The sequence below is a fragment of the Bradyrhizobium sp. genome, assembly GCF_035309285.1.
In the GTDB taxonomy this organism is placed as follows: domain Bacteria; phylum Pseudomonadota; class Alphaproteobacteria; order Rhizobiales; family Xanthobacteraceae; genus Bradyrhizobium.
Genome location: NZ_DATGFH010000144.1, coordinates 67,192 through 92,187 on the forward strand (window position 1 = coordinate 67,192; position 24,996 = coordinate 92,187).

Annotated in this window: 20 protein-coding genes and 1 pseudogene; 14 read left to right on the forward strand and 7 right to left on the reverse strand. The window is 63.8% G+C overall.

Annotated features, from left to right (window positions below; genetic code table 11):
* The first annotated feature begins 137 nt into the window (after positions 1-137).
* The 5 genes from VKR55_RS26980 to VKR55_RS27000 all read left to right on the forward strand — a co-directional run bounded on the left by VKR55_RS26980 (position 138) and on the right by VKR55_RS27000 (position 8,176).
* Positions 138-4,070 carry an autotransporter domain-containing protein gene (locus VKR55_RS26980; protein ID WP_324408196.1) on the forward strand — a complete coding sequence of 1,311 codons (3,933 nt, stop codon included), beginning with the start codon at positions 138-140 and terminating at the stop codon, positions 4,068-4,070.
* 36 nt (positions 4,071-4,106) lie between these two features.
* Positions 4,107-5,189 carry a zinc-binding dehydrogenase gene (locus tag VKR55_RS26985; protein ID WP_324408198.1) on the forward strand — a complete coding sequence of 361 codons (1,083 nt, stop codon included), beginning with the start codon at positions 4,107-4,109 and terminating at the stop codon, positions 5,187-5,189.
* A 165-nt stretch (positions 5,190-5,354) separates the two neighbouring features.
* Complete coding sequence (locus VKR55_RS26990) at positions 5,355-6,113, forward strand: SDR family NAD(P)-dependent oxidoreductase (protein ID WP_324408200.1); 759 nt, start codon at positions 5,355-5,357, stop codon at positions 6,111-6,113.
* Positions 6,114-6,125: 12 nt separating this feature from the next.
* The gene (locus tag VKR55_RS26995) at positions 6,126-7,379 is read left to right on the forward strand and encodes an NAD(P)/FAD-dependent oxidoreductase (RefSeq protein WP_324408201.1); all 1,254 of its coding nucleotides are present in this window, start codon (positions 6,126-6,128) and stop codon (positions 7,377-7,379) included.
* Between the two features lie 128 nt (positions 7,380-7,507).
* Positions 7,508-8,176, forward strand: a complete 669-nt coding sequence (locus VKR55_RS27000; protein WP_324408202.1) for an amino acid ABC transporter permease — start codon at positions 7,508-7,510, stop codon at positions 8,174-8,176.
* Positions 8,177-8,191: 15 nt separating this feature from the next.
* On the opposite strand, the gene VKR55_RS27005 is transcribed toward VKR55_RS27000, so the two are convergent.
* The 5 genes from VKR55_RS27005 to VKR55_RS27025 all read right to left on the reverse strand — a co-directional run bounded on the left by VKR55_RS27005 (position 8,192) and on the right by VKR55_RS27025 (position 10,572).
* The gene (locus VKR55_RS27005; RefSeq protein ID WP_324408203.1) at positions 8,192-8,473 is read right to left on the reverse strand and encodes a DUF3551 domain-containing protein; all 282 of its coding nucleotides are present in this window, start codon (positions 8,471-8,473) and stop codon (positions 8,192-8,194) included.
* Between the two features lie 113 nt (positions 8,474-8,586).
* Positions 8,587-9,465: a transporter substrate-binding domain-containing protein gene (locus VKR55_RS27010; protein WP_324408205.1), complete on the reverse strand. Its 879-nt coding sequence runs from the start codon at positions 9,463-9,465 to the stop codon at positions 8,587-8,589.
* Between the two features lie 127 nt (positions 9,466-9,592).
* Positions 9,593-9,925 (reverse strand): putative quinol monooxygenase, encoded by a 333-nt coding sequence (locus tag VKR55_RS27015; protein WP_324408207.1) that lies wholly within the window; start codon positions 9,923-9,925, stop codon positions 9,593-9,595.
* Entirely contained in the window at positions 9,906-10,301 is a 396-nt protein-coding gene (locus VKR55_RS27020) for a (R)-mandelonitrile lyase (RefSeq protein ID WP_324408208.1), read from the reverse strand. The genes VKR55_RS27015 and VKR55_RS27020 overlap by 20 nt, the downstream gene beginning before the upstream one ends.
* Positions 10,302-10,341: 40 nt before the next feature.
* Positions 10,342-10,572, reverse strand: coding sequence for a tautomerase family protein (locus VKR55_RS27025; protein ID WP_324408210.1), 231 nt, complete (start codon positions 10,570-10,572; stop codon positions 10,342-10,344).
* Between the two features lie 128 nt (positions 10,573-10,700).
* Between VKR55_RS27025 and VKR55_RS27030 the strand changes: the two genes are divergently transcribed.
* On the forward strand, positions 10,701-11,594 hold the full coding sequence (locus tag VKR55_RS27030; protein WP_324408214.1) for a LysR family transcriptional regulator: 894 nt from the start codon (positions 10,701-10,703) through the stop codon (positions 11,592-11,594).
* A gap of 651 nt (positions 11,595-12,245) precedes the next feature.
* On the opposite strand, the gene VKR55_RS27035 is transcribed toward VKR55_RS27030, so the two are convergent.
* The gene (locus VKR55_RS27035) at positions 12,246-12,707 is read right to left on the reverse strand and encodes an Lrp/AsnC family transcriptional regulator (RefSeq protein WP_324408216.1); all 462 of its coding nucleotides are present in this window, start codon (positions 12,705-12,707) and stop codon (positions 12,246-12,248) included.
* Between the two features lie 134 nt (positions 12,708-12,841).
* On the opposite strand from VKR55_RS27035, the gene VKR55_RS27040 reads away from it, so the two are divergent.
* Positions 12,842-15,202, forward strand: a complete 2,361-nt coding sequence (locus VKR55_RS27040; RefSeq protein WP_324408218.1) for a transketolase — start codon at positions 12,842-12,844, stop codon at positions 15,200-15,202.
* Between the two features lie 282 nt (positions 15,203-15,484).
* Positions 15,485-16,915 (forward strand): aldehyde dehydrogenase family protein, encoded by a 1,431-nt coding sequence (locus VKR55_RS27045; RefSeq protein ID WP_324408219.1) that lies wholly within the window; start codon positions 15,485-15,487, stop codon positions 16,913-16,915.
* A gap of 116 nt (positions 16,916-17,031) precedes the next feature.
* On the opposite strand, the gene VKR55_RS27050 is transcribed toward VKR55_RS27045, so the two are convergent.
* Positions 17,032-18,000 carry an SMP-30/gluconolactonase/LRE family protein gene (locus VKR55_RS27050; protein ID WP_324408221.1) on the reverse strand — a complete coding sequence of 323 codons (969 nt, stop codon included), beginning with the start codon at positions 17,998-18,000 and terminating at the stop codon, positions 17,032-17,034.
* Between the two features lie 88 nt (positions 18,001-18,088).
* Here VKR55_RS27050 and VKR55_RS27055 point away from each other — a divergent pair, with 88 nt between their 5' ends.
* The 6 genes and pseudogenes from VKR55_RS27055 to VKR55_RS27080 all read left to right on the forward strand — a co-directional run bounded on the left by VKR55_RS27055 (position 18,089) and on the right by VKR55_RS27080 (position 24,995).
* Positions 18,089-18,901: an NAD-dependent epimerase/dehydratase family protein gene (locus VKR55_RS27055; RefSeq protein ID WP_324408222.1), complete on the forward strand. Its 813-nt coding sequence runs from the start codon at positions 18,089-18,091 to the stop codon at positions 18,899-18,901.
* 102 nt (positions 18,902-19,003) lie between these two features.
* Positions 19,004-20,710 (forward strand): IlvD/Edd family dehydratase, encoded by a 1,707-nt coding sequence (locus tag VKR55_RS27060; RefSeq protein WP_324408224.1) that lies wholly within the window; start codon positions 19,004-19,006, stop codon positions 20,708-20,710.
* A 93-nt stretch (positions 20,711-20,803) separates the two neighbouring features.
* A complete protein-coding gene (locus tag VKR55_RS27065; RefSeq protein ID WP_324408226.1) occupies positions 20,804-21,802 on the forward strand; it encodes a TRAP transporter substrate-binding protein in 999 nt (332 codons plus the stop codon).
* A 178-nt stretch (positions 21,803-21,980) separates the two neighbouring features.
* Positions 21,981-22,930, forward strand: a pseudogene (locus VKR55_RS27070) (TRAP transporter substrate-binding protein).
* 140 nt (positions 22,931-23,070) lie between these two features.
* A complete protein-coding gene (locus VKR55_RS27075) occupies positions 23,071-23,649 on the forward strand; it encodes a TRAP transporter small permease (protein WP_324408227.1) in 579 nt (192 codons plus the stop codon).
* 2 nt (positions 23,650-23,651) lie between these two features.
* On the forward strand, positions 23,652-24,995 hold the full coding sequence (locus VKR55_RS27080) for a TRAP transporter large permease (protein WP_324408229.1): 1,344 nt from the start codon (positions 23,652-23,654) through the stop codon (positions 24,993-24,995).
* Position 24,996: the final 1 nt, after the last annotated feature.

A 24,996-nucleotide genomic window follows, 5' to 3' on the forward strand; every position in this document is an offset into this window, starting at 1 on the left:
GCACGACGGCGACATCCGCCTATACTCTCGGCACCAACTGGTCCAGTCCACCGGCCGGCGCACCGCCGATCGCCCCGACCCAATCCGCCATTTTCGCTAACACAGGATCGACGACCGTCACGATCGGTGCGGGTCCTATGCTCCCAGACTCCTGGACCTTCACCGGCAACGCCCAGTCCTACACGATCACCGGCAACCCCGTTTCGTTCAGCCTGGGAGGATCGACCGGCGGCGTGATCAATAACGCCAATGCCGCGCAGACCATCACCATCTCCGCCAACATCAACGATGGCGGCGGCGGTGCCATCGGGGTGCAGCAGCTTGGCAACAGCACGCTCGTGCTGTCCGGCACCAACGGCTACAGCGGCGGCACGCTGATCTCCGCCGGCACCGTGCAGGTGACGAACGCCAATTCGGTTGGCTCCGGCGCCGTGACGCTTAATGGCGGCACGTTTCAGATGCAGCATCCCACGGTCACCACCGTGGCCTTCACCAACAATCTCACCGTCAATGTTGCAGGTGGCACCGTCGATACGGCGGGTGCCCAGGTCAACCTTCAGGGCGTGATTGCGGATGGCGCCGGCAGCGGCGTGCTGCGGCTGACCGACTCGCTTGGCACCGGCAGCGTGCAGCTATCGGGCGTCAACACCTATAGCGGCGGCACGCTGGTGAACGGGACGACGGCGATCGTCACCAACAACAGTTCGTTCGGCAAGGGCACAGTGACGCTCGATCAGGGTCTGTTGCAGGCCGGCGCGAGCAATCTCACCCTCGCCAACAATTTCAGGATCAATCATTCGGCGATCGGCAGCTCGATCGACGCCGCGGGCAAAATACTCACGATCGCCGGCAACATCAGCGACGGCAGCGGGCCGGGCCAGTTGACCGTGCAGGACAGTTTCGGCGGCGGCAAGGTCGTGCTGCTGGGCAACAACACCTATACCGGCGGCACGACCATCTGCCTTTGCGGAACGCTGGAGCTGGGCGATGCCACCCATACCGCGAGCCTCGTGGGCGCGATCGAGAACGAGGGTGCTTTCGGGGTCTTCAACGCCAACACGTCGGGCATCACATCGCTCACCAACGACGGAGGTGTGACGACGTTTTTTAACTCGACGTCCGCCGCCGCGATGACGATCAACAACGTATTCGGCGGCAGGACCATCTTCGATGACACCTCCACTGCCGGGCAGGCCAGGATCGTCAACACCAACAGCGGCGTCACACAGTTCGGCCGATCCGGGGGCAGCGACACCAGCACCGCGGGAAACGCCAGCATCGACAATTCCTTTGGCGGCGGCGTCTTCTTTCGCGCCGACAGCACCGCCGGCAACGCCACCATCACAAACCATGATAGCGGCGGCATCGACTTTCAGGATCATGCCTCCGGCGCGTCCGCGACCATCGTCAACAATTCCGGTGGCTCGACGGCGTTCTTCGACTTTAGCACCGCTGGCAACGCCAACATCGTCACGAACAATGGCGGCCAGCTCGGCTTTTTCAACCACTCCGACGCAGGCAGCGCGATCATCACCGTCAATAGCGGCGGCTTCGCCGAATTCGCAAACAATGCGAACGGCGGCAACGCGCAGTTCATCACCAACGGCACCGGCTACGTCGATTTCGGCGAAGGCGTCGGTCCAAACGGCGACAACAGGATCACGGCCGGCTCGATTGCGGGCTCGGGCCTCTACTACATCGGCGGCGGGCACACGCTTGCGGTCGGCGGCAACAATCTCTCGACCACGGTCAGCGGCGTGATCGCCGACAACAATCCTTGCGGCTGCACCACGGGTTCGGGCGTGCTGGAAAAAGACGGCAGCGGCGCGCTGACACTGTCGGGTGCCAACACCTATTCGGGCGGCACGCTGCTGAGCGCCGGGACCCTGATCATCGGCAACAATTCCGCGCTCGGAAGCGGCACCCTCACCATGGCGGCCGCGACGACGCTGTCGTTTCTCAACACCGGCAATTTCACCCTCGCCAACGCCATCAAGGTGTCGGGCGATCCGAACTTCGCGCCGCCTTCGGGCACGACACAGACGTTGTCCGGCGTGATCTCCGACGGAGCCTCGCCGGGCGTGGTCAACGTCCAGGGACCAGGCACGCTGGTGCTCGCGGGCGCCAACACCTATTCTGGCGGCACCATCGTCTCGGGCGGCACACTACAACTCACGGGCGCCGGCACGCTGGGAGCTGCCATCGGCACGGCGACCGTCTCGGCCGGCACACTCGATCTCGGCGGCACCACGCAGACGCTTGCCGCGTTGAACCTTGCCGGCGGCACGCTGCAGAACGGCAAGCTGAACGCGCCAATCGCTTCCGCCGGCGGCGTCATCAACGGCATCGGCGGCGCTGCGAGTCTCACCACCACCGCGGGCACGACATTCGTCCTGGGCACGAATACCTACACCGGGCCGACGACGGTCAACGGCGGCATCCTGGATGTGATCGGCTCGATCATCGATCCCACCGTCAATTCCGGCGGCCTGTTGATGGGCACCGGTACCGTCGGGTCGACGCAAGTCAACGCCGGCGGCATCTTCGCGCCGGGTGTCGGCTTCGGTACCTCCATGACGGTGCAGGGCAATCTCGCCTTCCAGTCCGCCGCGCTCTATCTGGTCCAGGTCAATGCAACGACGTCGACCTTTGCCAATGTCACCGGCACGGCATCCCTCGCCGGAACTGTCGGCGTAGCGTTCGATCCGAGCGCGAGCTTCGTCAAGAAGCAGTACGTGATCCTGCAGGCCGCGGGCGGCGTGTCTGGTGCCTTCAGCGGTGTCGGCGCGACGCCCGGCGGGCTGATCGGCACCGTCACTTACGACCCGACCCACGCCTATCTCAATTTCGACCTGAACTACGGCGCCAAGAACAACCTCAACACCAACCAACAGAACGTCGCCAACACGCTTTCGAACTTCTTCAATGCCAATGGCGGCATCGCCACGGTGTTCGCCTCGCTGACGCCGGCTGGATTGAGCCAGGCTTCGGGCGAGACCGCGACGGGAATCCAGCAGGCGACGTTCAATGCCGTGAACATGTTCCTGCAACTTCTGACCGATCCCTTCGTCTCGGGCCGCAGCGGCGGCGTGACGGCCAACAGCGGGGCCCAGCCTTATGCCGAGGAAGACGACGCGTTGGCCTATGCCGCGCGCAAATCCGGCTCCGCGCGCGCGGCGCTGGCGAAAATCCCGACCAAGGCCGAGGTCGCGCGCAACGATCTCCTCGACAACCGCTGGAGCGTGTGGGGTTCGGCCTTTGGCGGCGGCGCCAATATCAGCGGCAATGCTGCGGTCGGCTCCAATTCCGCCGACGTGAGCGCGTTCGGCTTTGCCGCCGGTGCCGATTACCGGATTTCGCCGGCGACGCTCGCTGGCTTCGCGCTCGCCGGCGGTGGCACCAATTTCAGCGTGGCCAATTCCGGCAGTGGCCGCTCCGATATGTTCCAGGCCGGCGCCTTTGTGCGTCACAGGATGGGCGCTGCTTATGTGACCGGCGCGCTCGCCTATGGCGGCCAAGAGGTGACCACCGATCGCACCGTCACCATCGCAGGTCTGGATCACCTGCAGGCGCAGTTCAATGCCAATTCCTGGTCGGGACGCCTGGAAGGCGGCTACCGCACCGTGACGCCATGGATGGGGATCACGCCCTACGCGGCTGCGCAGTTCACCACCATCGACCTGCCGTCCTATGCCGAGCAGGTGGTCGCGGGCGCCGGCAATTTTGCGCTGAACTACAATGCGAAGGACGTGACCGATGCCCGTACCGAGCTCGGCGTCCGCACCGACAAATCCTGGGCCGAGCCGAACGGCATCCTCGGCCTCCGCGGGCGGCTCGCCTGGGCGCATGATTTCAACACCGACCGCAGCGCGGCCGCAGTGTTCCAGTCGCTGCCCGGCACCTTCTTTGTCGTCAACGGCGCGGCGGTAGCGCACGATTCGGCGCTGACGACGGTGTCTCTGGAAAGGACATGGCTGAACGGCTGGTCGGCGGCTGCGACCTTCGATGGCGAGTTCTCGGATGTCTTGAATTCCTACGCCGGCAAGGCTGTCATACGCTACGCCTGGTAGGCGGCAGGACTTTCCAGTCATCACGGGGACGATTTGATGCGCGCGGCCATTTTCCGGAACGGGGCGATCGTTGTCGATCATATAGCGGAACCGAAACCCGGCGCAGGCCAGGTGCTGGTCAAGACGCTTGCCTGCGGCATCTGCGGCTCGGACCTGCATGCGCGCAAGCATGCCCATCGCATGGTCGCGATGGCCAGATATAGTCCAGGCCGCAAGCCAATGGACCTCAAGCGCGACGTCGTGTTCGGACACGAGTTCTGCTGCGAGGTTGTCGATTACGGCCCTGCAACGCAGCGCAGGCTGAAAGTGGGCACGCACGTTTGCTCGCTGCCCGCGCTGATCACGCCGACCGGCCCGCAAGGCATCGGCTATTCCAACGACAATATCGGTGGTTATGCGGAAGCGATGCTGCTGAGCGAGCCGCTGCTGCTCGAAGTGCCGAACGGATTATCGCCGGAGCATGCGGCGCTGACGGAGCCGCTCGCGGTCGGCGTCCATGCGGTCGCCAAGGCCAATATCAGGGGCGGAGAGGTGCCTCTCGTGATCGGCTGTGGGCCGGTGGGGCTTGCGGTGATCGCTGCGCTCAGGCTCAAGGGCCTGCATCCGATCATCGCCGCGGATTATTCGCCGACACGCCGGAGGCTCGCCGAGAAGATGGGCGCCGATGTCGTGGTCGATCCCGCGACGACGCAGCCCTATGCGACCTGGGCCGAGCATGCCGCAATGTCGGAAGCCGAAAAGGCCGCGCGGCCGCCGTTCCAGGCGCATCTCGCCGCGCTGAAGCCGGCGCTGATCTTCGAATGCGTCGGCGTACCCGGCCTGTTGCAGCAGGTGTTCGAAGGTGCGCCGCGCGATGCGCGGATCGTGGTGGTTGGCGTTTGCATGGAGACCGATACATCCGAGCCGATGCTTGGCATCATCAAGGAGCTGAGCGTCCAATACGTGCTGGGCTATACGCCGGAGGAGTTTTCGGCCTCGCTGCGCCTCTTGGCAGAAGGGCAGGTCGACGGCGCCGCCCTCGTGACCGGCCGCGTCGGCATCGATGGCGTCGCGCAGGCCTTCGACGACCTCGCCAACCCGGAAGCCCACACCAAGATCATCGTCGAGCCCTGGCGCTAGCGGATGCTCCTCATTGTGATGAGCCCGCTGCGCTGCTGCGATGGCTGGCGCGACAAGTGCCTCGCCGTGTGGCGGCTCTCACGCATCGTCCATTGGCGCGTCATTTGCTTTTGAATCCGCGGCACCTATAGTTCGGCGGGGATAGGCAGCAGCACACGACGGCGCATGCGGGTTTCCATCATTACGGGCGGCGGCTCCGGGATCGGGGCGGCGATCGCGCGGCGGCTCGCCGGCGAAGATCAATGCCTGATGCTGCACGGGCAGGGCGCGGACGACGCCGGGCTATCGCGATTGAAATCGGTGGCAGGCGAATGCGAGAGCGCCGGCGCCAGGGTCGCATGGCTGGCAGGCGATCTCGCCAAAGCGGGCACGGTCGCCGAGCTTGTCAGCACGGCGCGTGCCTCCTTTGGGGCCATCGATGCGATCGTTCATGCCGCGGGCTTTGCCGACCGGCGCGGTTTTGCGAGCCTGCCGCGCGAGGCGCTGGAGCGGGCCTTCGCGGTGATGGCCGCCGCGTTTCACGAGCTCACCGCATCGGCGATGGCGGATCTCGCGCGCAATAAGTTAGGCCGCGTGGTCGCAATCTCCAGCTTCGGCGCGCATCGCTTTGTTCCCGACGGCATTTTTCCCGCGTCTGCATCGGCCAAGGCTGCGCTGGAAGTGCTGGTCAAGTCGCTCGCGATCGAGCTTGCACCGTCGGGCGCGACCGCCAACATCGTCGTGCCCGGCTACACGCGGAAAGATCCGGGCCTGTTCGGCGCGCTCGATGCAGGCGCGTGGGACAAGGTCGCGAACGCAAATCCGCAAGCGCGGCTGGCCGAGCCGGACGAGGTCGCTGCCGTGGTCGCGTTTCTGTTGTCGAAGGACGCGGGCCATGTCACCGGCGCGACGGTGCCGGTCGATGGCGGGCTGACGTTGATGTAAGGGATGAACAAGATGCCGGATCAAACAGCCAACAAGACCGATGTCGTCGTGCTCGGCGCCGGTATCGTCGGCGTGTCGGCAGCCTTCGCCACGCGGCAGCGTGGGATGTCGGTTATTCTCATTGACCGGCGCGAGCCCGGCAGCGAGACGTCCTACGGCAATGCCGGCATTCTCTCGAGCGGTTCGATCTTTCCGCTCAATCAGCCCGGCCTTCTCGGCAAGCTGCCGCAATATCTGTCCAATCAACACCCCGCCTTGCGCTGGGACGTGGGCTGGGCGCTGCGCCATCCCGGATGGATCGCGCGCTTTCTCGCCAATTCCGCGCAGTCGCAAGTCAAGCCCCGCGCGCTCGCGCTGCGCGGCTTGATCAAGGCGTCGCTGAAACTGCACCGCGAGTGGATCGTCAAGGCGGGCGCAGGCAGTCGCATCCGCGAGACCGGCTGGCTGAAGGCCTGGCGCAGCGACAATGTCGCCGCGGCGAAAGCGGATCAGGCGGCGTTGACCGACTATGGCATCAAGAGCGAGCTGCTCGACCGCCAGGCGATCTCCGCGCTCGAGCCAAATATCCTGCCGGTCTACAGCGTCGGCCTGCTGCATACCGAAACCGCCTCAGTGGATTCACCGGGCAACGTCACCAAGGCCTATGCGCGGATGTTTTCTGCCGCGGGCGGCGAAGTGCGCCGCGCGGAGATCACGTCGATTGCGGCCGATGCGGACGGCTGGCGCGTCGTGCTCGCGGACGGCGAGATCAGATCGCGCCACGTTGTGGTCGCGCTCGGGCCGTGGTCGGCCGATTTGCTCAAGCCGCTCGGCTATCGCGTACCGCTTGCGACCGAACGCGGCTATCATCGCGAGTTCAAGCCGAACGCCGCACGCCCGCTTCGGCGGCCGATTCACGATGCCGAAAACGCCTTCCTGATGACGCCGATGGAGCAGGGCATCCGCGTCACCTCCGGCGTCGAGCTGACCGATCGCGATGCGCCGTCGTCCTATGCCCAGCTCGATGCGGTGGTGCCGTTGGCGCGCAGCGTCGTCGAGTTCGGCGAGCCCGTCGGCGACGTCTGGCGCGGGGCGCGGCCGACCTTGCCCGACAGCTTGCCGATGATCGGGCCGGCGCCGCGGCATTCCGGCCTGTGGTTCGCCTTCGGCAACCAGCACATCGGCTTCACCACGGGACCCGCAACGGGCGATGCCGTCGCCGCGATGATTGCAGGTAGCGCGCCGAGCTTCGACACGTCAGCGTTCTCGCCGAAACGTTACCTTTGATCGCGCCAGCGCATGATCCGGAAAAGTGTGCAGCGGTTTTCCGAAAAGATCATGCGCAAACAATAACCTAAAGCCCGATGATGAAATATCGTCTCATCATCGGGCTTTAGGAGAAAGCCGGGGCTGCCATGCACTACGTCTGGGACTTCGCGATCCTCTCAAAGTACAGCCATCTGTTCTGGCTTGGGCTCGGCTTCACCGTCGCCTACACCATCGGCACCATTTTCCTCGGCACTGTGATCGGACTATTCGTCGGCGTCGCGCGGCTCGGGCGCTGGCCGGTCATCGACTGGCTGCTGGTCGCCTATATCGAGCTGTTCCGTTGCACGTCGCTCCTGGTGCAGATCATCTGGTTCTACTATGCCTTCCCGGTCGTGTTGGGGGTGAATATCCCGGCCAATGTCGCCGCCGTCAGCGTGCTCTCGCTCTATGGCGGCGCGTTCTATGCCGAGATCGTGCGCGGCAGCATCGAGAGCGTGCCGCGCGGCCAGTGGGACGCGGCCCGCGCGCTGGGACTGTCATTCTGGCGCATGCTGCGGCTCGTCATCATCCCGCAGGCGCTGAAGCCGATGATGGCGCCTTACGTCAACCAGTCGGTGACACAGCTCAAGAACACCTCGCTGGTGTCGGTCATCGCGGTCCCCGATCTCGTCTACAACGCGACCCTGATCAACGCCGACACTTACCGCCCGCTCGAGGTCTACACTGTCGTGGCGCTGATCTATTTCGCGATCCTGTTTCCGGCGACGCTGGTGGGCCGCCACCTCGAGCGCGGCATGACCTACGACAAGGCGTGAGGCGCGAATCAATCTTCAGTGCCGGTGCGATCGCCTGTGGCGATAAACGGGATGGCCATGAGCGGGTCTGGCCGCCGACCCTCCGTAATATGGATTGACCACGCACTGCGCCGCTCGGCCCGACGCCGAAGCCCGGCATGCGTCCTCCGTTCGATAGCTGCAGTCGAAGTAGTAGTCCATGAAGCCCTGGTAGACCTGAACGCAATAGGGATAGTCGGGATCGTAAGTCTGGGCGCGCGAAGGCGTTGCCGACGCGACCACGCCGATTGCCAGAATTGCAGGAATCACAACGCGCATCCGAATCTCCATACCGGCGTCGAGAAATCATTACCGCTTGAGCCGCGGTTCGCATCACCTCTCCCACAAGGGGAGAGGTGGCACCTCCGAAGCTCAGGCAGCTTGCCTAATCGCTAAATATTCAACTCCACCGGCACGTCCTCAGGCTTCACGCCTGATAGCGCCAGGCCCTTGACGAACCATTCGCGCATCTGGCCGACGCCGCGGTTGTAGTCGACCCACACCGAGAGGAAATCGCGCCAGCGCTTGTCGCTCTCGCGCCGCACCGCCATGCTGCTCGCGATCGTGACTGACGGTGATTGCAGGATCTTGTAGGTGCCCAGGTTGGGGTTCTTGGCGATCGCCGTCAGCCCCAGCACCAGCGCGTTCACCACGCAATCGACGCGGCCCGATGCCATCTGCAGCATGACGTCGTCGCGCGTCTTCAGCGAGGTGATCGTGGCCTTCGGCGCAAAGCGCCGTGCCACCACCTCGTTGGCCGATCCGACATCGACCGCGATCTTGATCTCGGGCTTGTTGATGTCGGCCCAGGTCTTCGCCTCGAGGCCCTTCCTCAGCATGGCGCCGAACGGATGGGGAAACACCAAATTGGTGAAATCGACCACCAGCGCGCGCTGCGGCGTCGGGTTGAGCGCAAAGCCAAGGTCGATCTTGTTCGATTGCAGATCAAGGATCGAATTTCCGTAAGTCGATTCAGTGTAATCCAGCTTCACATCGAGCAGCTTGGCGATGTCATTCGCCATCTCGATGCACATGCCGGACCAGGTGCCGCTGGCGAGGTCCTTGTTGAAATAGGGCAGTTCGCCTGGCAGCACCGCGATGCGCAGCACTTTCGCGCCCCGGACCTGATCGAGCGTGTTGTCGGCCGCGGTCTGCGCCGAGGCGGACGTGGCGAGCGCGGATGTCAGCGCTGCGCCACTGCCGATCGCGAGCGCGTAGCGCAAGGCCTCGCGGCGGTCTTCGGAAATCTTCGTCTCGTCGGATCGGGTCACGCGCGCCTCCTACCTGTTGGCACGAAGCCTAGCGTCGGTGCCGCGGGTCGGCAATAGCGCGCGCGGGCGAATAGCAGGCAGGCGATTACGCCGGACTTGCTCAGCGAGACCTGGTCAGCCGGCTTGCTCAGTCGGACTTGGAGCCGAGGACGATCGGCACGGTCTCCGTCAGCTTCAAGGAGGTAACCATGCTTTCGACTGCGGCCTTGTAGCTGCGGAAGTGTGGCGTTTCGAGATGCGCTTTGTAGGCGGCCTCGTCCCCGTAACTCTCGAACACGATGATGCGTGCCAGATTTTCCTTGTCGGACACGGCATGAAGCGCCAGCACCCCCGGTTCCAACCGAATCGCTGCGTCGATTTCCTCCTTCAAGGCCATGCGGTAGGCCTCGAGCCGGGCAGGATCGACATCGATCTCAGCGATGCGGACGTAAGGCATGCGCTCACTTTCGGTATTGCGCATCCGGGACCTTCTCCAGCCAGTCGACGCTCCTGCCGTCCAGCGCCTCCTGGATCGCGATATGCGTCATGGCCGTCGTCGGCGTCGCGCCATGCCAGTGCTTCTCACCCGGCGGGAACCAGACCACGTCGCCCGGCCGGATCTCCTCGACCGGGCCGCCCTCGCGCTGCGCCCAGCCCAGCCCTGAGGTGACGATCAGGGTCTGGCCGAGCGGATGGGTATGCCAGGCCGTGCGCGCGCCGGGCTCGAAGGTCACGCTGGCGCCGCCGACGCGCGCGGGCGCGTTCGCCTGGAACAGCGGGTCGAGCCGCACCGTACCCGTAAAATACTCCTCCGGCGGTTTGCGTGACGGCTGCGAGCCGCTTCGCTTGATCTCCATTCTGTTGCTCCCTGTTCGGTTCGCTGAGCGGGCACGGCCGTCACAGCGGATGATAGCCCGGCTGCTTGTAGATGGTCTCGGCCTTGCCGAGGATGTCGGGCTTGAAGACCCGCTCGGTCCAGTCCGCGGGCGCGACATCCTCGATGCCGACCGAGATTGCGTCCTCGGCGGAGCCGAGCGCGCTCGTTACGGCCTGCGTGATTGCTGCTGCGAGCTTCGTCTTCTGCTCGCGCGTGCGGCCGGAATGCAGCTTGACGACGACATGCGGCATTTTCGTTTCTCCCTTCAGCGATGCTGCCCATCGGGAACTCGCTCTTCGCGGGCGAGGCGAACCTAAGCCCTTCAAGGCACACCGACTAGGTGATAAAACGCGGAAAGAATTATTAGCAAGGCTTATGAATGGACCGCGACAATGCCAGCGACATCATCGCCTTCCTGGCGGTAGCCCGCGAGAGGAGTTTTACGCGTGCCGCGGCCAAGCTCGGCATCTCGCAATCGGCGCTGAGCCAGACCGTCAGTGGGCTCGAGGAGCGGCTCGGGGTTCGCCTGCTCAACCGCACCACGCGCAGCGTCGCACCGACCGAAGCCGGCGAGCGGCTGTTCCGGACCTTCGGTCCGCGCTTCGACGAGATGGATGCCGAACTTGCTGCGCTGAGCGAGCTGCGCGAAAAGCCCGCCGGCCACTTGCGCATCACCGCGACCGAGCATGCGGCGGAAGCGATCCTGATCCCGGCGCTCGCGAGGGTCCTGCCGAAATATCCCGACATCCACGTCGAAATCGTCGTCGACTACGGCCTCGCCAATATCGTGGCCGAGCGCTACGACGCCGGTATTCGCCCGGGCGAGCTCGTTGAAAAGGACATGATCGCGGTGCGCGTCGGGCCGGATTTGCGCATGGCCGTCGTCGGCGCACCGTCCTATTTCGCCGCGCGCAGGAAGCCGCGCACGCCGCAGGAACTGACGAGTCACAACTGCCTCAACCTGCGGCTGCCGACCCATGGCGGTCTCTACGCCTGGGAGTTCGAGAAGGACAAGCGCGCCCTCAATGTGCGGGTCGAGGGCCAGCTCGTGTTCAACGGCGCCGGCGCGCTGCTCCGCGCCGCGCTGGCGGGCCTTGGGCTTGCCTATCTCATGGAGAGCCACGTCCAGCCCTACATCGTCGAGGGCCGGCTGGTGCGTGTGCTGTCGGACTGGTGTCCGCCGTTCTCGGGCTATCACCTCTATTATCCGAGCCGCCGCCAGGCCTCGCCCGCATTCTCGCTGCTGGTCGATGTGCTGCGATACCGGCGCTGATCGCTACTGATTTTTCGAAAACTGATTTGCGCCATCTGTCCAGCCCTCCGTGAAAAATATTTTGCTTCCGGTTTTCGGAAGAATGTGATTTGGTTCGCGCGTCCCGGCCCGATTAAGAGGGACGCTTCGCGATCGTCACGAGTGTTGGGCCGGAGATGCGATGGACGCAGGCGGTGTCAACTGACGAGCGACGCCGAGGCGGACGGCAAAATCGCGTGGTCCTGATGCCCCGACGCTGGCATCAAGTTCGCAAGTGATGATCTTGCGGACGACGGGGGCTAACAAGCCCGGCACCCCGGGGAGCGCGTATAAGCCGTAAACCATTGCGCAGGGAATGCCGGACTGTTGCGGCGTACCTGTAGTTTAACCTCGTGTGCATTCTTTGCGCACATTTGCGCACACGAGGCTGCGGATGTGCCAGACACCCGGTGTTCCCTGCGCCCTCTCTCTTCCGAGGGCCATCGACGATGCAGGACCCGGACATTTTCGTGCCGCGGGAACGATTTCGCATGAGGAGCACCGTGATTGCGAGAAGTGTAGGGTGGGCAAAGGCGCTCTTGCGCCGTGCCCACAGTTCATCAGCGGACTTCGGTTGGTATGGTGGGCACGCTTCGCTTTGCCCACCCTACACTTCTCGCAATGACGATCGAGTCACACCGGCAGCGCGATGGAATACTTCACCTGACTCAGCGCAAAACTCGATTCGATCGATGCAATCCCGTCCAGCCGCGTCAGCTTGGTCTTGAGGAACGCCTCATAGGAGGAGAGATCGGCGGCGACGACGCGCAGCAGATAGTCGCGATTGCCCGTCATCAGGTAGCACTCCAGGACCTCGTCCCATTTCGAGATCGCGCGCTCGAAGCGGTTCAGGTCCTCCTCCTTTTGCCGCGCAAGCTTGATGGAGATGAAGACGGAGACATGCAGCCCCAGCGATTTCTGATCGACGGTTGCGATATAGCGCGTGATCACGCCGCGCTCCTCCAGGAGTTTCACGCGGCGATGGCACGGCGAGACCGACAGCCCGACCTTGTCGGCCAGCTCCTGCATGGTGATGCGACCGTCCGATTGCAGTGAGAACAGGATCTTGCGGTCGATGGCGTCGAGCTCTGGCATTGGAACAAAATCCGGCTGATTGACCTGGTCGTGATAAAATATCCTAATATGTTAAGGTATGGTGTGAAAATTTGAGAAGTTTCGGGGCCTCGGGAGGTTTAGGATTCGCCAGCGTCCAAAGCTGGGAGGCAGCCATGGCGATTGAACCCGCACGTCTTGAAATACTCTCCGCGTTGTCGCGGAAGGTGCTGTGGCTGTCGTCCTGGACCATCCATCACGCCAACCACATCAGGCCCAATACCGATGGGCTGAAGGTCGGCGGGCATCAGGCTTCCTCCGCCTCGCTCGCCACCATCATGTCGGCGCTGTATTTCCACGTGCTGCGGCCCGAGGACCGCGTCGCGGTAAAGCCGCATGCAAGCCCGGTGTTTCACGCCATCCAATATCTGTTCAGCCGCCAGACCCGCGACAAGCTGGAGAACTTCCGCGGCTTCAAGGGCGCGCAGTCCTATCCGTCGCGTACCAAGGATACTGACGACGTTGACTTCTCCACCGGCTCAGTGGGCTTGGGCGTCGCGCAGACGCTGTTCTCGTCGCTGGTGCAGGATTACGTCAGGGCGCATGGCTGGGCGAAGGACCGTCGCGAAGGGCGAATGATCGCGCTCGTCGGCGACGCCGAGATGGACGAGGGCAATATCTTCGAAGCGCTCGCGGAGGGGTGGAAGCACGGCCTGCGCAACACCTGGTGGGTGGTCGACTATAACCGCCAGAGCCTCGACGCGGTCGTGCGCGAGGGGCTGTGGGAAAAGTTCGAGACCATGTTCCGCAATTTCGGCTGGGACGTGGTGATCGTGAAATATGGCCGGCTGATGCGGCAGGCCTTTGCCGAGCCTGGCGGCGAAGCGCTCAAGCGCTGGATCGACAATTGCCCGAACGCGCTCTATGCCGCGCTCTGCTTCCAGGGCGGCGCGGCCTTCAGGAAGCATCTGCAGGACGAGATCGGCGACCAGGGCGAGGTGACGGCGCTGATCGACCGCCGCAGCGACGAGGAGTTGCTGGCGCTGATGTCCAATCTCGGCGGCCACGACATGGAAAGCATGCTGGAGGCGTTCGAGGCAATCGATCACGACCGTCCGGTCTGCTTCATCGCTTACACCATCAAGGGCGTCGGCCTGCCGTTCCAGGGCCATAAGGACAACCATGCCGGCTTGATGACAGTGGCGCAGATGGAGAAGTGGCGCGCCTCGCAAAACATCCGCCCCGGCCATGAATGGGAGAGATTCGAGGGCCTGTCGCAGGATCCCGCCGCGCTCACGGCCTTCCTCTCCCAGGTGCCCTTCAACCGCGACACCGCGCGGCGGCTGGTGGCACCCACCATCGAGGTGCCGCGGCAGCTCGCGTTCAAGCCGGTCGCGCAGATGTCGACGCAGCAGGGCTTTGGTCTGGTGCTGAACGAGATCGCGCGGGAGAATAGCGAGCTCGCCGCGCGTATCGTCACGGCCTCGCCCGACGTCACGGTGTCGACCAACCTCGGCGCCTGGGTCAATCGCCGCGGGTTGTTCGCGCGCGCCGAGAAGGCCGATACCTTCCGCAGCGAGAAGATTCCCTCGACCTATAACTGGGATGCCTCGCCGAAGGGCCAGCATATCGAGCTTGGCATCGCCGAGATGAACCTGTTCATCCTGTTGTCGGCGCTGGGACTGTCGCATTCCATCAATGGCGCGCGGCTGTTGCCCGTCGGCACGCTCTATGATCCCTTCATCGAGCGCGGCCTCGATGCGCTGAACTATGCCTGCTACCAGGATGCGCGCTTCATGCTGGCGGCGACGCCCTCGGGGATCACGCTCGCGCCCGAAGGCGGCGCGCATCAGTCGATCGCGACGCCGCTGATCGGCATGGCGCAGCCTGGGCTCGCGTCGTTCGAGCCGGCCTTCGTCGACGAGCTCGCCGCGATCATGGCTTTCGGCTTTGAGCACATGCAGGCCGAGGAGGGCGGTTCGATCTATTTGCGCCTGTCGACGCGCGCGATCGACCAGGTGCAGCGGATCATGACGCCGGATTTGCAGCGCGACATCACCGAGGGCGCCTATTGGCTGCGCAAGCCCGGACCGAACGCGGAAGTCATCGTCGCCTATACCGGCGCCGTGGCGCCGGAAGCGATCGAGGCGACCGGTTTCATCGGCGAGAGCAGGCGGGATGTCGGGTTGCTCGCCATCACCTCCGTCGACCGGCTGCACGCAGGCTGGACTGCCGCGCGGAATTTGCGGCGCGACCGCCGCGGCGTGCAGCACTTGAGCCATATCGAGAAGATGCTGGCGCCCTTGCCGCGCGATTGCGGCATCGTCACGGTGATCGATGGCCATCCGGCCGCGCTCGGCTGGCTCGGCAGCGTGCGCGGCCATCGCGTCGAGGCGCTCGGCGTCGAGCAGTTCGGCCAGACCGGCACCATCGACGACCTCTATCGCGCCTACGGCATCGACGCCAACGCCATCATCGACGCTGCCGAAAGCCTCACCTCCGGCGCCCCGGTGCTGCATCGCAAGATGGCGGTGTGACGCCAAACTGACGTCGTCATTCCGGGGCGCCGCAAAGCGGCGAACCCGGAATCCATACCTGGCGATGGTGGTTATGGATTCCGGGCCCGCGCCAAAAGGCGCGTCCCGGAATGACGATGTCGAGAGAGACTTGCCTCCCTCGCTCCACCATCCTTATATCCAGTGTCCGCCGCAGCCCGGCGTCCCGCATATGGCGGGTTCAATTCCCTGAGCTTTCGTGCAAGGATGGTTGCCGAACGCTCCGTTCCCCCTCCTTACGCCCTGAATCAAAAGAGGTTTTCGATGGTCAACCGCATGCAATTCTACATCGACGGCGCCTGGGTCGATCCCGCCGTCAAGAAGTCCACGCCCGTCGTCAATCCGGCGACGGAAGAAGCGATGTATGAGGTTGCGCTCGGCTCCAAGGCCGACGTCGACAAGGCGGTCGCCGCCGCCAAGCGCGCCTTCGTGGCCTATTCGCAGACGAGCCGGGAGGAGCGCGTCGCGTTGATGTCCAAGATCGTCGAGATCTACAAGGGCCGCATGAAAGAGATCGGTGCGGCCGTCTCCGACGAGATGGGGGCGCCGCTGCCGATGGCGGAGCGCCTGCAGGCCGGCGCCGGCCTCGGCCATCTCATGAACACCCTCGAAGTCCTGAAGAAGTACGAGTTCGAGGAGACCATGGGCTCGGCCGTCGTCGTGCGCGAGCCGGTCGGCGTCGTCGGGATGATCACCCCTTGGAACTGGCCGCTCAACCAGATCGCCTGCAAGGTCGCGCCCGCGCTCGCCGCCGGCTGCACCATGATCCTGAAACCGTCCGAGTTCACCCCGACCTCGGCCCTGATCTTCGCCGAAATCCTGCATGAAGCGGGCGTGCCGAAGGGCGTGTTCAACCTCATCAACGGCCTTGGCCCCGAAGTCGGCGCCGCCATGAGCGAGCATCCTGATATCGACATGATCTCGTTCACCGGCTCGACCCGCGCCGGCATCGATGTCGCCAAGCGCGCCGCGCCGACGGTGAAGCGCGTCAGCCAGGAGCTCGGCGGCAAGTCGCCGAACGTCATCCTCGACGACGCCGACCTCACCAAGGCGGTGACCGGCGGCGTGATGCACATGTTCAACAACTCCGGCCAATCCTGCAACGCGCCGTCGCGCATGATCGTGCCGCTGTCGAAGATGAAGGAAGTGGCCGCGATCGCCAGGGGCGTCGCCGAGAAGACCAAGGCGGGCGACCCCCGCGCCGAAGGCACCAACATCGGCCCGGTCGTGAACCGCACGCAGTGGGACAAGATCCAGGCGCTGATCAAGAAGGGCATCGACGAGGGTGCGACCCTCGTCGCCGGCGGCCCGGGCCTGCCCGAGGGTGTCAACAAGGGCTTCTATGTCCGTCCGACCATCTTCGCAGACGTCACCAATGACATGACGATCGCGCGCGAGGAAATCTTTGGACCGGTGTTGACCATCCTCGGCGCCAAGGACGAAGCCGACGCGGTCAAGATCGCCAACGACACGCCCTATGGTCTGGCCGGCTACGTCTCGGCCGGTACCGTCGAGCGCGCGCGCAAGGTCGGCCGGCAAATTCGCGCTGGCAACGTCAACCTGCAGGGCGTGCCCAATGAACGCTCCGCGCCGTTCGGCGGCTACAAGCAGTCCGGCAACGGCCGCGAATGGGGCCGCTACGGCATGGAGGAATATCTCGAGGCGAAGGCGGTCGCCGGCTTCAACGCCGCGTAAGCCGCGCGTGAGCCGGGTAGGGTGGGCAAAGCGAAGCGTGCCCACCACTCGGCACATGCAATCATGGCGGTGGGCACGGCGCAAACGCGCCTTTGCCCACCCTACGATTTTCGAGATTATCCCCCGACCGCGCCCTGCGTGTTCACATACAGTGCATAGATCGACTGGCTCGCCGCCATGAAGAGCCGATTGCGCTTCAAGCCGCCGAAGCAGACATTGGCGCAGCGCTCTGGCAGCGCGATGCGGCCGATCGGGGCGCCGTCGGGCGCGAACACCATCACGCCGTCGAGCTTCGGATCGCCCATGCCCCAGCCGCACCAGAGATTGCCGTCGATGTCGGAGCGCATGCCGTCCGGCGTGCCGGGACCCGCATCGATGTGAACGCGCTTGTTGGAGAGTTTCGTGCCGTCGGCCGAGACGTCGTAGGCAAGGATCTTGCGGTTCGGCACACCACGCGATTCCACGACGTAGAGGATGCTCTCGTCCGGCGAGAAACAGAGCCCGTTCGGCCCGAGCACGCCTTCGGCGACGATGGTGGCTTTGCGGGTGGCGCCATCGATCCGATAGACGTTGGGATCGATCTCGGGCTCGGCCTTGTAGCCTTCGTAATTGCCGAGCAGGCCGAAGATCGGATCGGTGAACCAGATCGAACCGTCGGACTTTACCACCACGTCGTTCGGGGAGTTGAGCCGCTTGCCGTCGAAATGATCGATCAGCACGGTGATCGAGCCGTCATATTCGATGCGGACCACCCGGCGGCCGCCATGCTCGCAGGTGACGAGCCGGCCTTGGCGGTCGCGGGTGTTGCCGTTGGCAAAGTTCGAGGGTTTTCGGTAGATCGAGACCGCACCGGTTTCCTCTTCCCATTTGATGATGCGCTGGTTCGGGATGTCGCTGCAGAGCAGATAGCGCCCGTCGCCCACCCACACCGGGCCTTCCGCCCAGCGCAGCCCCGTCGCGAGCCGTTCCACCGCCGACAGCTTCAGCCAGTATTTTTCAAATCGCGGGTCGAGGGCATGGATCGCGGGGTCGGGGTAATAAGTGGCCGGATGCCAGCCAGCCGCATGAGAGGATGCATCGGACATTTGCGGTTCTCGTTGTTGTTTCCTCGCCGGGCAGTTTGCTATCACTCCTCGCGCATGACCGCAAACCAGCGGGTTCAAAGAGGGAAGAATGCCACGCATATTGATGACCGGTGCGGCCGGCGGGATCGGCACAAGCTTGCGCAGATTGCTGCCGCCGATCTATCCGGACCTCCTGCTCTCCGATCTCAAGGCGCCCAGCGATCTCGCCGCGAACGAGACGTTCAAGGCCGCCGATCTCGCCGACATGGCTCAGGTCGAGGCGATCTGCGAGGGCGTCGATGGCATCCTGCATTTCGGCGGCTATTCGGTCGAAGGCCCCTGGGATGCGATCCTGCAGTCCAACATCATCGGCGGCTACAACCTGTTCGAGGCGGCGCGCAGGAAGGGCGTCAAGCGCGTGGTGTTCGCCTCATCGAACCACGCAGTCGGCTTCTATCCGCGCTATCACCGCATCGGCACTGACGTGACCACGCGCCCCGACAGCCGTTACGGCGTGAGCAAGGCCTTTGGCGAGGCGACCGGCGCGCTCTACGCCGACAAATACGGCCTCAAGGTCACCTGTATCCGCATCGGCAATTTCGGCGAGAAGCCGCTCGATCATCGCCGGCTGTCGATCTGGCTGAAGCCCGAGGACCTCGTTCAGCTCTGCCGCATCGGCCTTGAACATCCGGCGATCCATTTCGAAATCTTTTATGGCGCCTCCGACAATGAGCGCTCCTGGTGGGACAACCATCGCGCCTATGATCTGGGCTATCGCCCGACCGGCAAGGCCGAAGATTTCCGCGAGCATGCTTTTGCCGAGCAGGCGAAGCTGAAATCCGATCCCGTCGGTGATTTCTACCAGGGCGGTGCGTTCTGCAGCATGGAGTTTTCGGGCGACCGGAGCCGGATCAAGAAGTAGCGAGTCGTTCCGGGGCGCGCGAAGCGCGAACCCGGAACCTCGAGATTCCGGGTTCGGTGCTTTGCACCGCCCCGGAATGACAGCAAGCAAGAGGATGCGAACATGACCGACGGATTGCGCAAGGGACTGGCAAGCTATGGCGATGCAGGCTTCTCGCTGTTCCTGCGCAAGGCCTTCATCAAGGCGATGGGCTATTCCAACGACGCGCTCGACCGCCCGATTGTCGGCATCACCAACACCTACAGCGACTATAATCCCTGCCACGGCAATGTGCCTGACATCATCGAGGCGGCGAAGCGCGGCGTGATGCTGAGTGGCGCGATGCCTTTTGTGTTCCCGACCATTTCGATCGCGGAAAGCTTCTCGCATCCGACCTCGATGTATCTGCGCAATCTGATGGCGATGGATACCGAGGAGATGATCCGCGCCCAGCCAATGGACGCGGTCATCGTGATCGGCGGCTGCGACAAGACCTTGCCGGCGCAGATCATGGCCGCGCTTTCGGCCGACCTGCCGACCGTCGTCATTCCGGTCGGGCCCATGGTGGTCGGCCATCACAAGGGCGAGGTGCTAGGGGCCTGCACCGATTGCCGGCGGCTCTGGGCGAAATACCGCGCCGGCGAGATCGATGACAACGAGATCGAGGCGGTCAACGGCCGGCTTGCGCCGTCGGTCGGCACCTGCATGGTGATGGGCACGGCCTCTACCATGGCCTGCGTCACCGAGGCGCTGGGCCTGTCGCTGCCGATGAGCGCCACCATCCCGGCGCCGCATGCCGAACGCTTTCGTCTGGCGGAGGCGAGCGGCAAGGTCGCGGCCGCGATGGCGAAGGCCAAGGGGCCGAGGCCGAGCGAGTTCCTGACGAATTCCTCGTTCCGCAACGCGCAGGTCGTGCTGCAGGCGATCGGCGGCTCGACCAACGGCCTCATTCATCTGACCGCGATGGCAAATCGTACCGCGCACACGATCAATCTCGAAGCCTTCGACAAGCTCAGCCGCGACGTGCCCGTGCTGGTCGACCTGAAGCCGTCGGGCGAGCACTACATGGAGCACTTCCATCATGCCGGCGGTGTGCCGAAGCTGATGGCGCAGCTCGGCAATCTCCTCGACCTCGACGCCAAAACCATCGAAGGCAAGACGTTGCGTGAGATCGTCGCTAACGCGGAAGAGGTGCCTGGTCAGGACGCGATCCGCGCTCGGAACAATCCGATCAAGCCGGAAGGCTCGATGGCGATCCTCCATGGCAATCTCGCCCCGCGCGGCGCCGTCATCAAGCATGCCGCCGCGAGCCCGAAGCTGCTGCGGCACACCGGCCGCGCCGTGGTGTTCGAGTCGGTCGAGGACATGACCTTGCGGGTCGACGACCCCGATCTCGATGTCAAAGCCGACGACGTTTTGGTGCTGCGCAATGCCGGGCCGAAGGGCGCGCCGGGGATGCCGGAGGCCGGCTATCTGCCGATCCCGAAGAAGCTCGGACGGACCGGCGTCAAGGACATGGTGCGAATTTCGGACGCGCGGATGAGCGGCACTGCGTTCGGCACCATCGTCTTGCATATCACGCCGGAATCCGCGGTCGGCGGCCCGCTCGCGCTGGTCCAGAACGGCGACATGATCCGGCTCGACGTCGAAAAGCGCAGCATCGACCTTTTGGTCGACCAGGCCGAATTGAAGAAACGGCAAGCGGCGCTGAAGCCGGTGGTGACGCCGGATTGGGCACGGCGTGGCTACGCCCACCTCTTCAACGAGACCATTTTGCAGGCGGACGAAGGCTGCGACTTCGATTTCATGCGAGCGAAGGGGAAAGGCTAGTCATCTCGCAGTTGCGTTAGAGCGGAAGCTTGATTGACAACCAAACGACCCCGGTGGGATGATCAAAGAAAAATCATTCAGGGAGGGGAGACGATGGCAGGCCTGAGCAAGCTTCTCGGTGCGGTCGTTGCCGTATCCGTTTTCGCCGCCGCAAGCGCGAGCGCGCAGGAGGTGAAGCATTATCGCTTCGCCTATGATCAGCCGAAGGATACCGGCTACGGCATCCTGGCCGACATCTTCGCCGACAAGCTCAAGGAATTGAGCAAGGGCACCATGATCATCGACCAGTATCCCGGCGCGCAGCTCGGGCAGGAGCCGCAGGTCCTGCAACTGGTCAAGGCCGGCGATGTCGAGTTCTGCATCTCGGCTTCGGCTAACGCCGCGACGCTGTCGCCGCAAGCCGGCGTGATGTCGATGCACTATCTGTTCCGCTCGGAAGCGCATCTGATCAAGGCGATCGGCGATCCCGCGGTTGCCAGGGCGGTGAAGGACATGATCTCCGACACGGTCAAGGGTGCGCGCGTCATTGCGCTCGCGACACTTGGCCTGCGCAGCATGTATTCCAAGCGCGAGATCAGGAACATCGCCGACATCAAGGGACTGAAGGTGCGCGTGCAGGCGACGCCCACCGAGGATGTGACGTTCCCGGCCTACGGCGCGCAGGTCGTGCATATGCCGTTCGGCAGCGTCTACACCTCGCTGCAGACCGGCGTGGTCGATGTCGCCGAGAACGGCGTGAACGTCTACCTCGCCAACAAGCACTATGAAGTCGCTCCCGTGCTGTCGATGACCGAGCACGAGGCCAATAATTCGCTGGTTTGGATCAGCGACAAGCTCTGGAACAGCCTTACTCCCGAGCAGCAGGGCTGGGTGCAGGCCGCGGCCGACGACGTCAATCGCACCCAGCCGGCCAAGGCGATCGAGCTCGAGCACCAGTCGGCGGAGAAGCTGAAATCGATGGGAGTGAAGATCGTCACCGACGTCGACAAGTCGGGCTTTATCAAGGTGGCCGACCCCCTGCTGGACAAGCTGGCCAGCGAGCTCGGTCCGCATGCGGTCAAGGTCAAGGACCTGATCCGGGCGATCAAATAGCGCAGCGCAGCTTGTCCCGGCCTTCGTCGGGACGAGATATTGCTGTCACAATTGCAATCCTCGGATGTTCAATTGACAATCCGGCAACCCCAATGGTTTGATCCGCGCAAAATCAGAACAGGGGGGAACCGTGTCTTTTAAGAGCAAAATAGCGGGCGTTTTGATCCTGGCGGCGACGATGCTTGCCGCCGGCGCCAACGCCCAGGGCGTGAAGCACTATCGCTTCGCCCACGATCAGCAGCTCAATTCCGGCTACAGCGTCGCCTACGACATCTTTTCCGCCAAGCTGAAGGAATTGAGCAAGGGCACGATGCTGGTTGACCAGTATCCCGGCGCGCAGCTCGGGCAGGAGCCGCAGATCCTGCAATTGGTGAAGTCCGGCGACATCGATTTTGCGATCGTCTCTTCCGCCAACACCTCAACGATTTCGCCGCAGGCGGGCGTGATGTCGCTGCACTTCCTGTTCCGCAACGAGGATCACATCATCAAGTCGCTCGCCGATGAAAAGGTCTTTGCCGCGATCCGCGACATGATCGACCAGACCACGCAGGGCATTCACGCCATCGGGCTTGGCACCCAGGGCTTCCGCTACATGTATGGCAAGAAGGAAGTCCACAAGGTCGACGACATCAGGGATTCAAGATCCGCGTGCAGGCGACCGCGACGGAGGACACGACCTTCGCCGCCTACGGCGCCCAGACCGTGCACTTGCCCTTCGGCAGCGTCTACACCTCGCTGCAGACGGGCGTGGTGGATTTCGCCGAGAACGGCATGAACGTCTATCTCATCAACCGCCACTACGAGGTCGCGCCCGTGATCTCGTTGACCGAGCATGAGGCGAACAACGCCATCGTCTGGATCAGCGACAAGCTCTGGCAGAGCCTCTCGGCGGAGCAGAAGCAGTGGGTGCTGACAGCGGCGCGGGAGGTCAGCCTGCAGGAGCCGAAGCGCGGCTTCGAGCTCGATCATGCGGCGGCGGCCAAGCTGCAGAAGGTGGGTGTCAAGATCGTCACCGATGTCGACAAGGCGGGATTCAAGACGATCGCCGACCCCTTGCTCGACAAGGAGGCGAAGGACCTCGGGCCGCACGCCGAGAAGATCAAGGACCTGATCCGGGCGATCAAATAGGCCACTCGCGGCACGTCGCCAAGCCAGGACCCATAGCCCGCGGCGGAAGTTTCGGGCACGATGGCGGTCGATAGTCTCTACAATATAGTTGACGCCTGTGGTTATGGGTCCCGGCGCTCACCGGGACGACGGGGGAATTGATGCCCATCGCCGATAAACTCGTCTTGCAGCGGCACCGTCATCTGAAATGGCGGGCGTTCGACCGGCTCGAGCTCGGCCTGATGATCCTCTGCGGCATCCTGTGCTTCGGTTTCTCGATGTCGGTCACCGCCGACATCGTGACCCGGACCATCGGCCATCCCTGGCTGTGGCTGCAGGAGTTCACCTCGGCGCTCTTCATCTACGCGATCTTCATCGGCGCGGCGGCGGCGACCCGCCGCAACGACCACCTCTATCTGACCGCGATCTCGGAATCGATGCATGGCACGCCGCGCCTGATTGTCGAGCTGTTGACGCGGCTCGTTGTGCTTGGCGTTGCCTTTGGCCTGATCTGGTTCGGCTATGTCAACTATCTTCGCGGCTTCGGTTCGTTCCGCCTGCCGTCGGGCCTGCCGATCGCCTATCTCTACATCATCATTCCTCTCAGCGGGATCCTGATCGCCCTGTTCACCGTCGAGCAGATCGTCAACGGGCTCGTCAACGGATTCGATCATCCCGAGCCTCCAGCCGAGGACGACCACGCGATCCCGCAGATCCGTGTCAGCGAGCCGGGAGTCTAGCCTTGAGCTCGCCGGTCATCCTCGCGCTGATGTCGTTCTGCTTCCTGTTCTTCGGCTATCTCGGCGTGCCCGTGCCATTCTCGCTGCTCGCAGGCGTATTCGTGGGCGCGATTCTTGCCGACGTCTCGCTCGCCGCGATCGTGCAGAAGGTCTTTGACGGCGTCGATTCCGAGGCGTTGCTCGCGATTCCCTTTTTCCTCCTGGTCGGCGAGCTCATGAGCTCGGCGAATGTGGTGGTGCGCATCGCCAACCTCTCGGTTTCGCTGGTAGGCCACATCCGGGGCGGGCTATCGCAAGTCGTGGTCGTCTTCTCGATGTTCTTCTCGGAAATGTCGGGATCGACCACCGCCGATGTCGCGGTGATGAGCCGCGCGCTTGGCGGACCGATGCGGCGCGAAGGCTACGAGTCTGCCTTCATTGCCGCGATCATTGCTGCCGCCTCGACGATTGCAGCCCTGGTGCCGCCCAGCATCACGGCCGTGGTCTATGGCGCGGTCGGCAACGTGTCGATTGCGGGGCTGTTCATGGCGGGCGTCGTGCCCGGCTTCATGATCGGCTTTGGGCTGATGATCTACTGCTACTTCTTCGGGCCGTCGGGCATGCGCAAGCCGCGCGCGCCCCTGAAGCAGGTGGTGTTCGCGGCCGGCGACGCCGCGCTGCCGCTGATGATCCCGGTGATCCTGCTCGGCGGCATCCTGACCGGCTGGTTCACGCCGACCGAAGCCGGCGTGGTCGCGGTGATCTGGATCATTCTGGTCGTGATCCCCGCGCTCAACCGCGGGCACATCAGGAAGATACCTTTTGATTTTTGCCTCGCCGGCCTGATCTTCTCGCTGCCTCTGATCACGATCGGCGCCGCCAACGCGTTCGGCTGGATGCTCGCCTATCTGCGCGGCGCCATCGTGATCGCGGACTGGATCACTTCGATCGCCGGCCACGATCCGCACTACATCATGCTCCTAATGGTGCTCCTGTTCACCGTGGTCGGCGACTTCATCGAGCCGGTGCCGACCATCATCATCTTCATGCCGCTGGTGAACGCGCTGACGCAAGCCGGCGATATCAATGGCGTGCATATGGGTGTGGTGCTGATCGCAACGCTCGCTTTCGGCCTGATCACGCCGCCCTATGGCCTGGTGCTGCTGATGGCCTCGAAATTCGTCGGCATCAATTTCGGCAAGGCGCTGCGCGCCGCTCTGCCGATCTATGTGGTGTTCCTGGTCACTATTATCTTCATCATCTATTTCCCGAGCGTTGTGCTGTGGCTGCCCAAGCACGTGCTCCCGGAATCCGTCGGCTGCTTCAAGTCGCCGGCAGGCACGGGCTATATCTGCCCGAGCAGCTAGG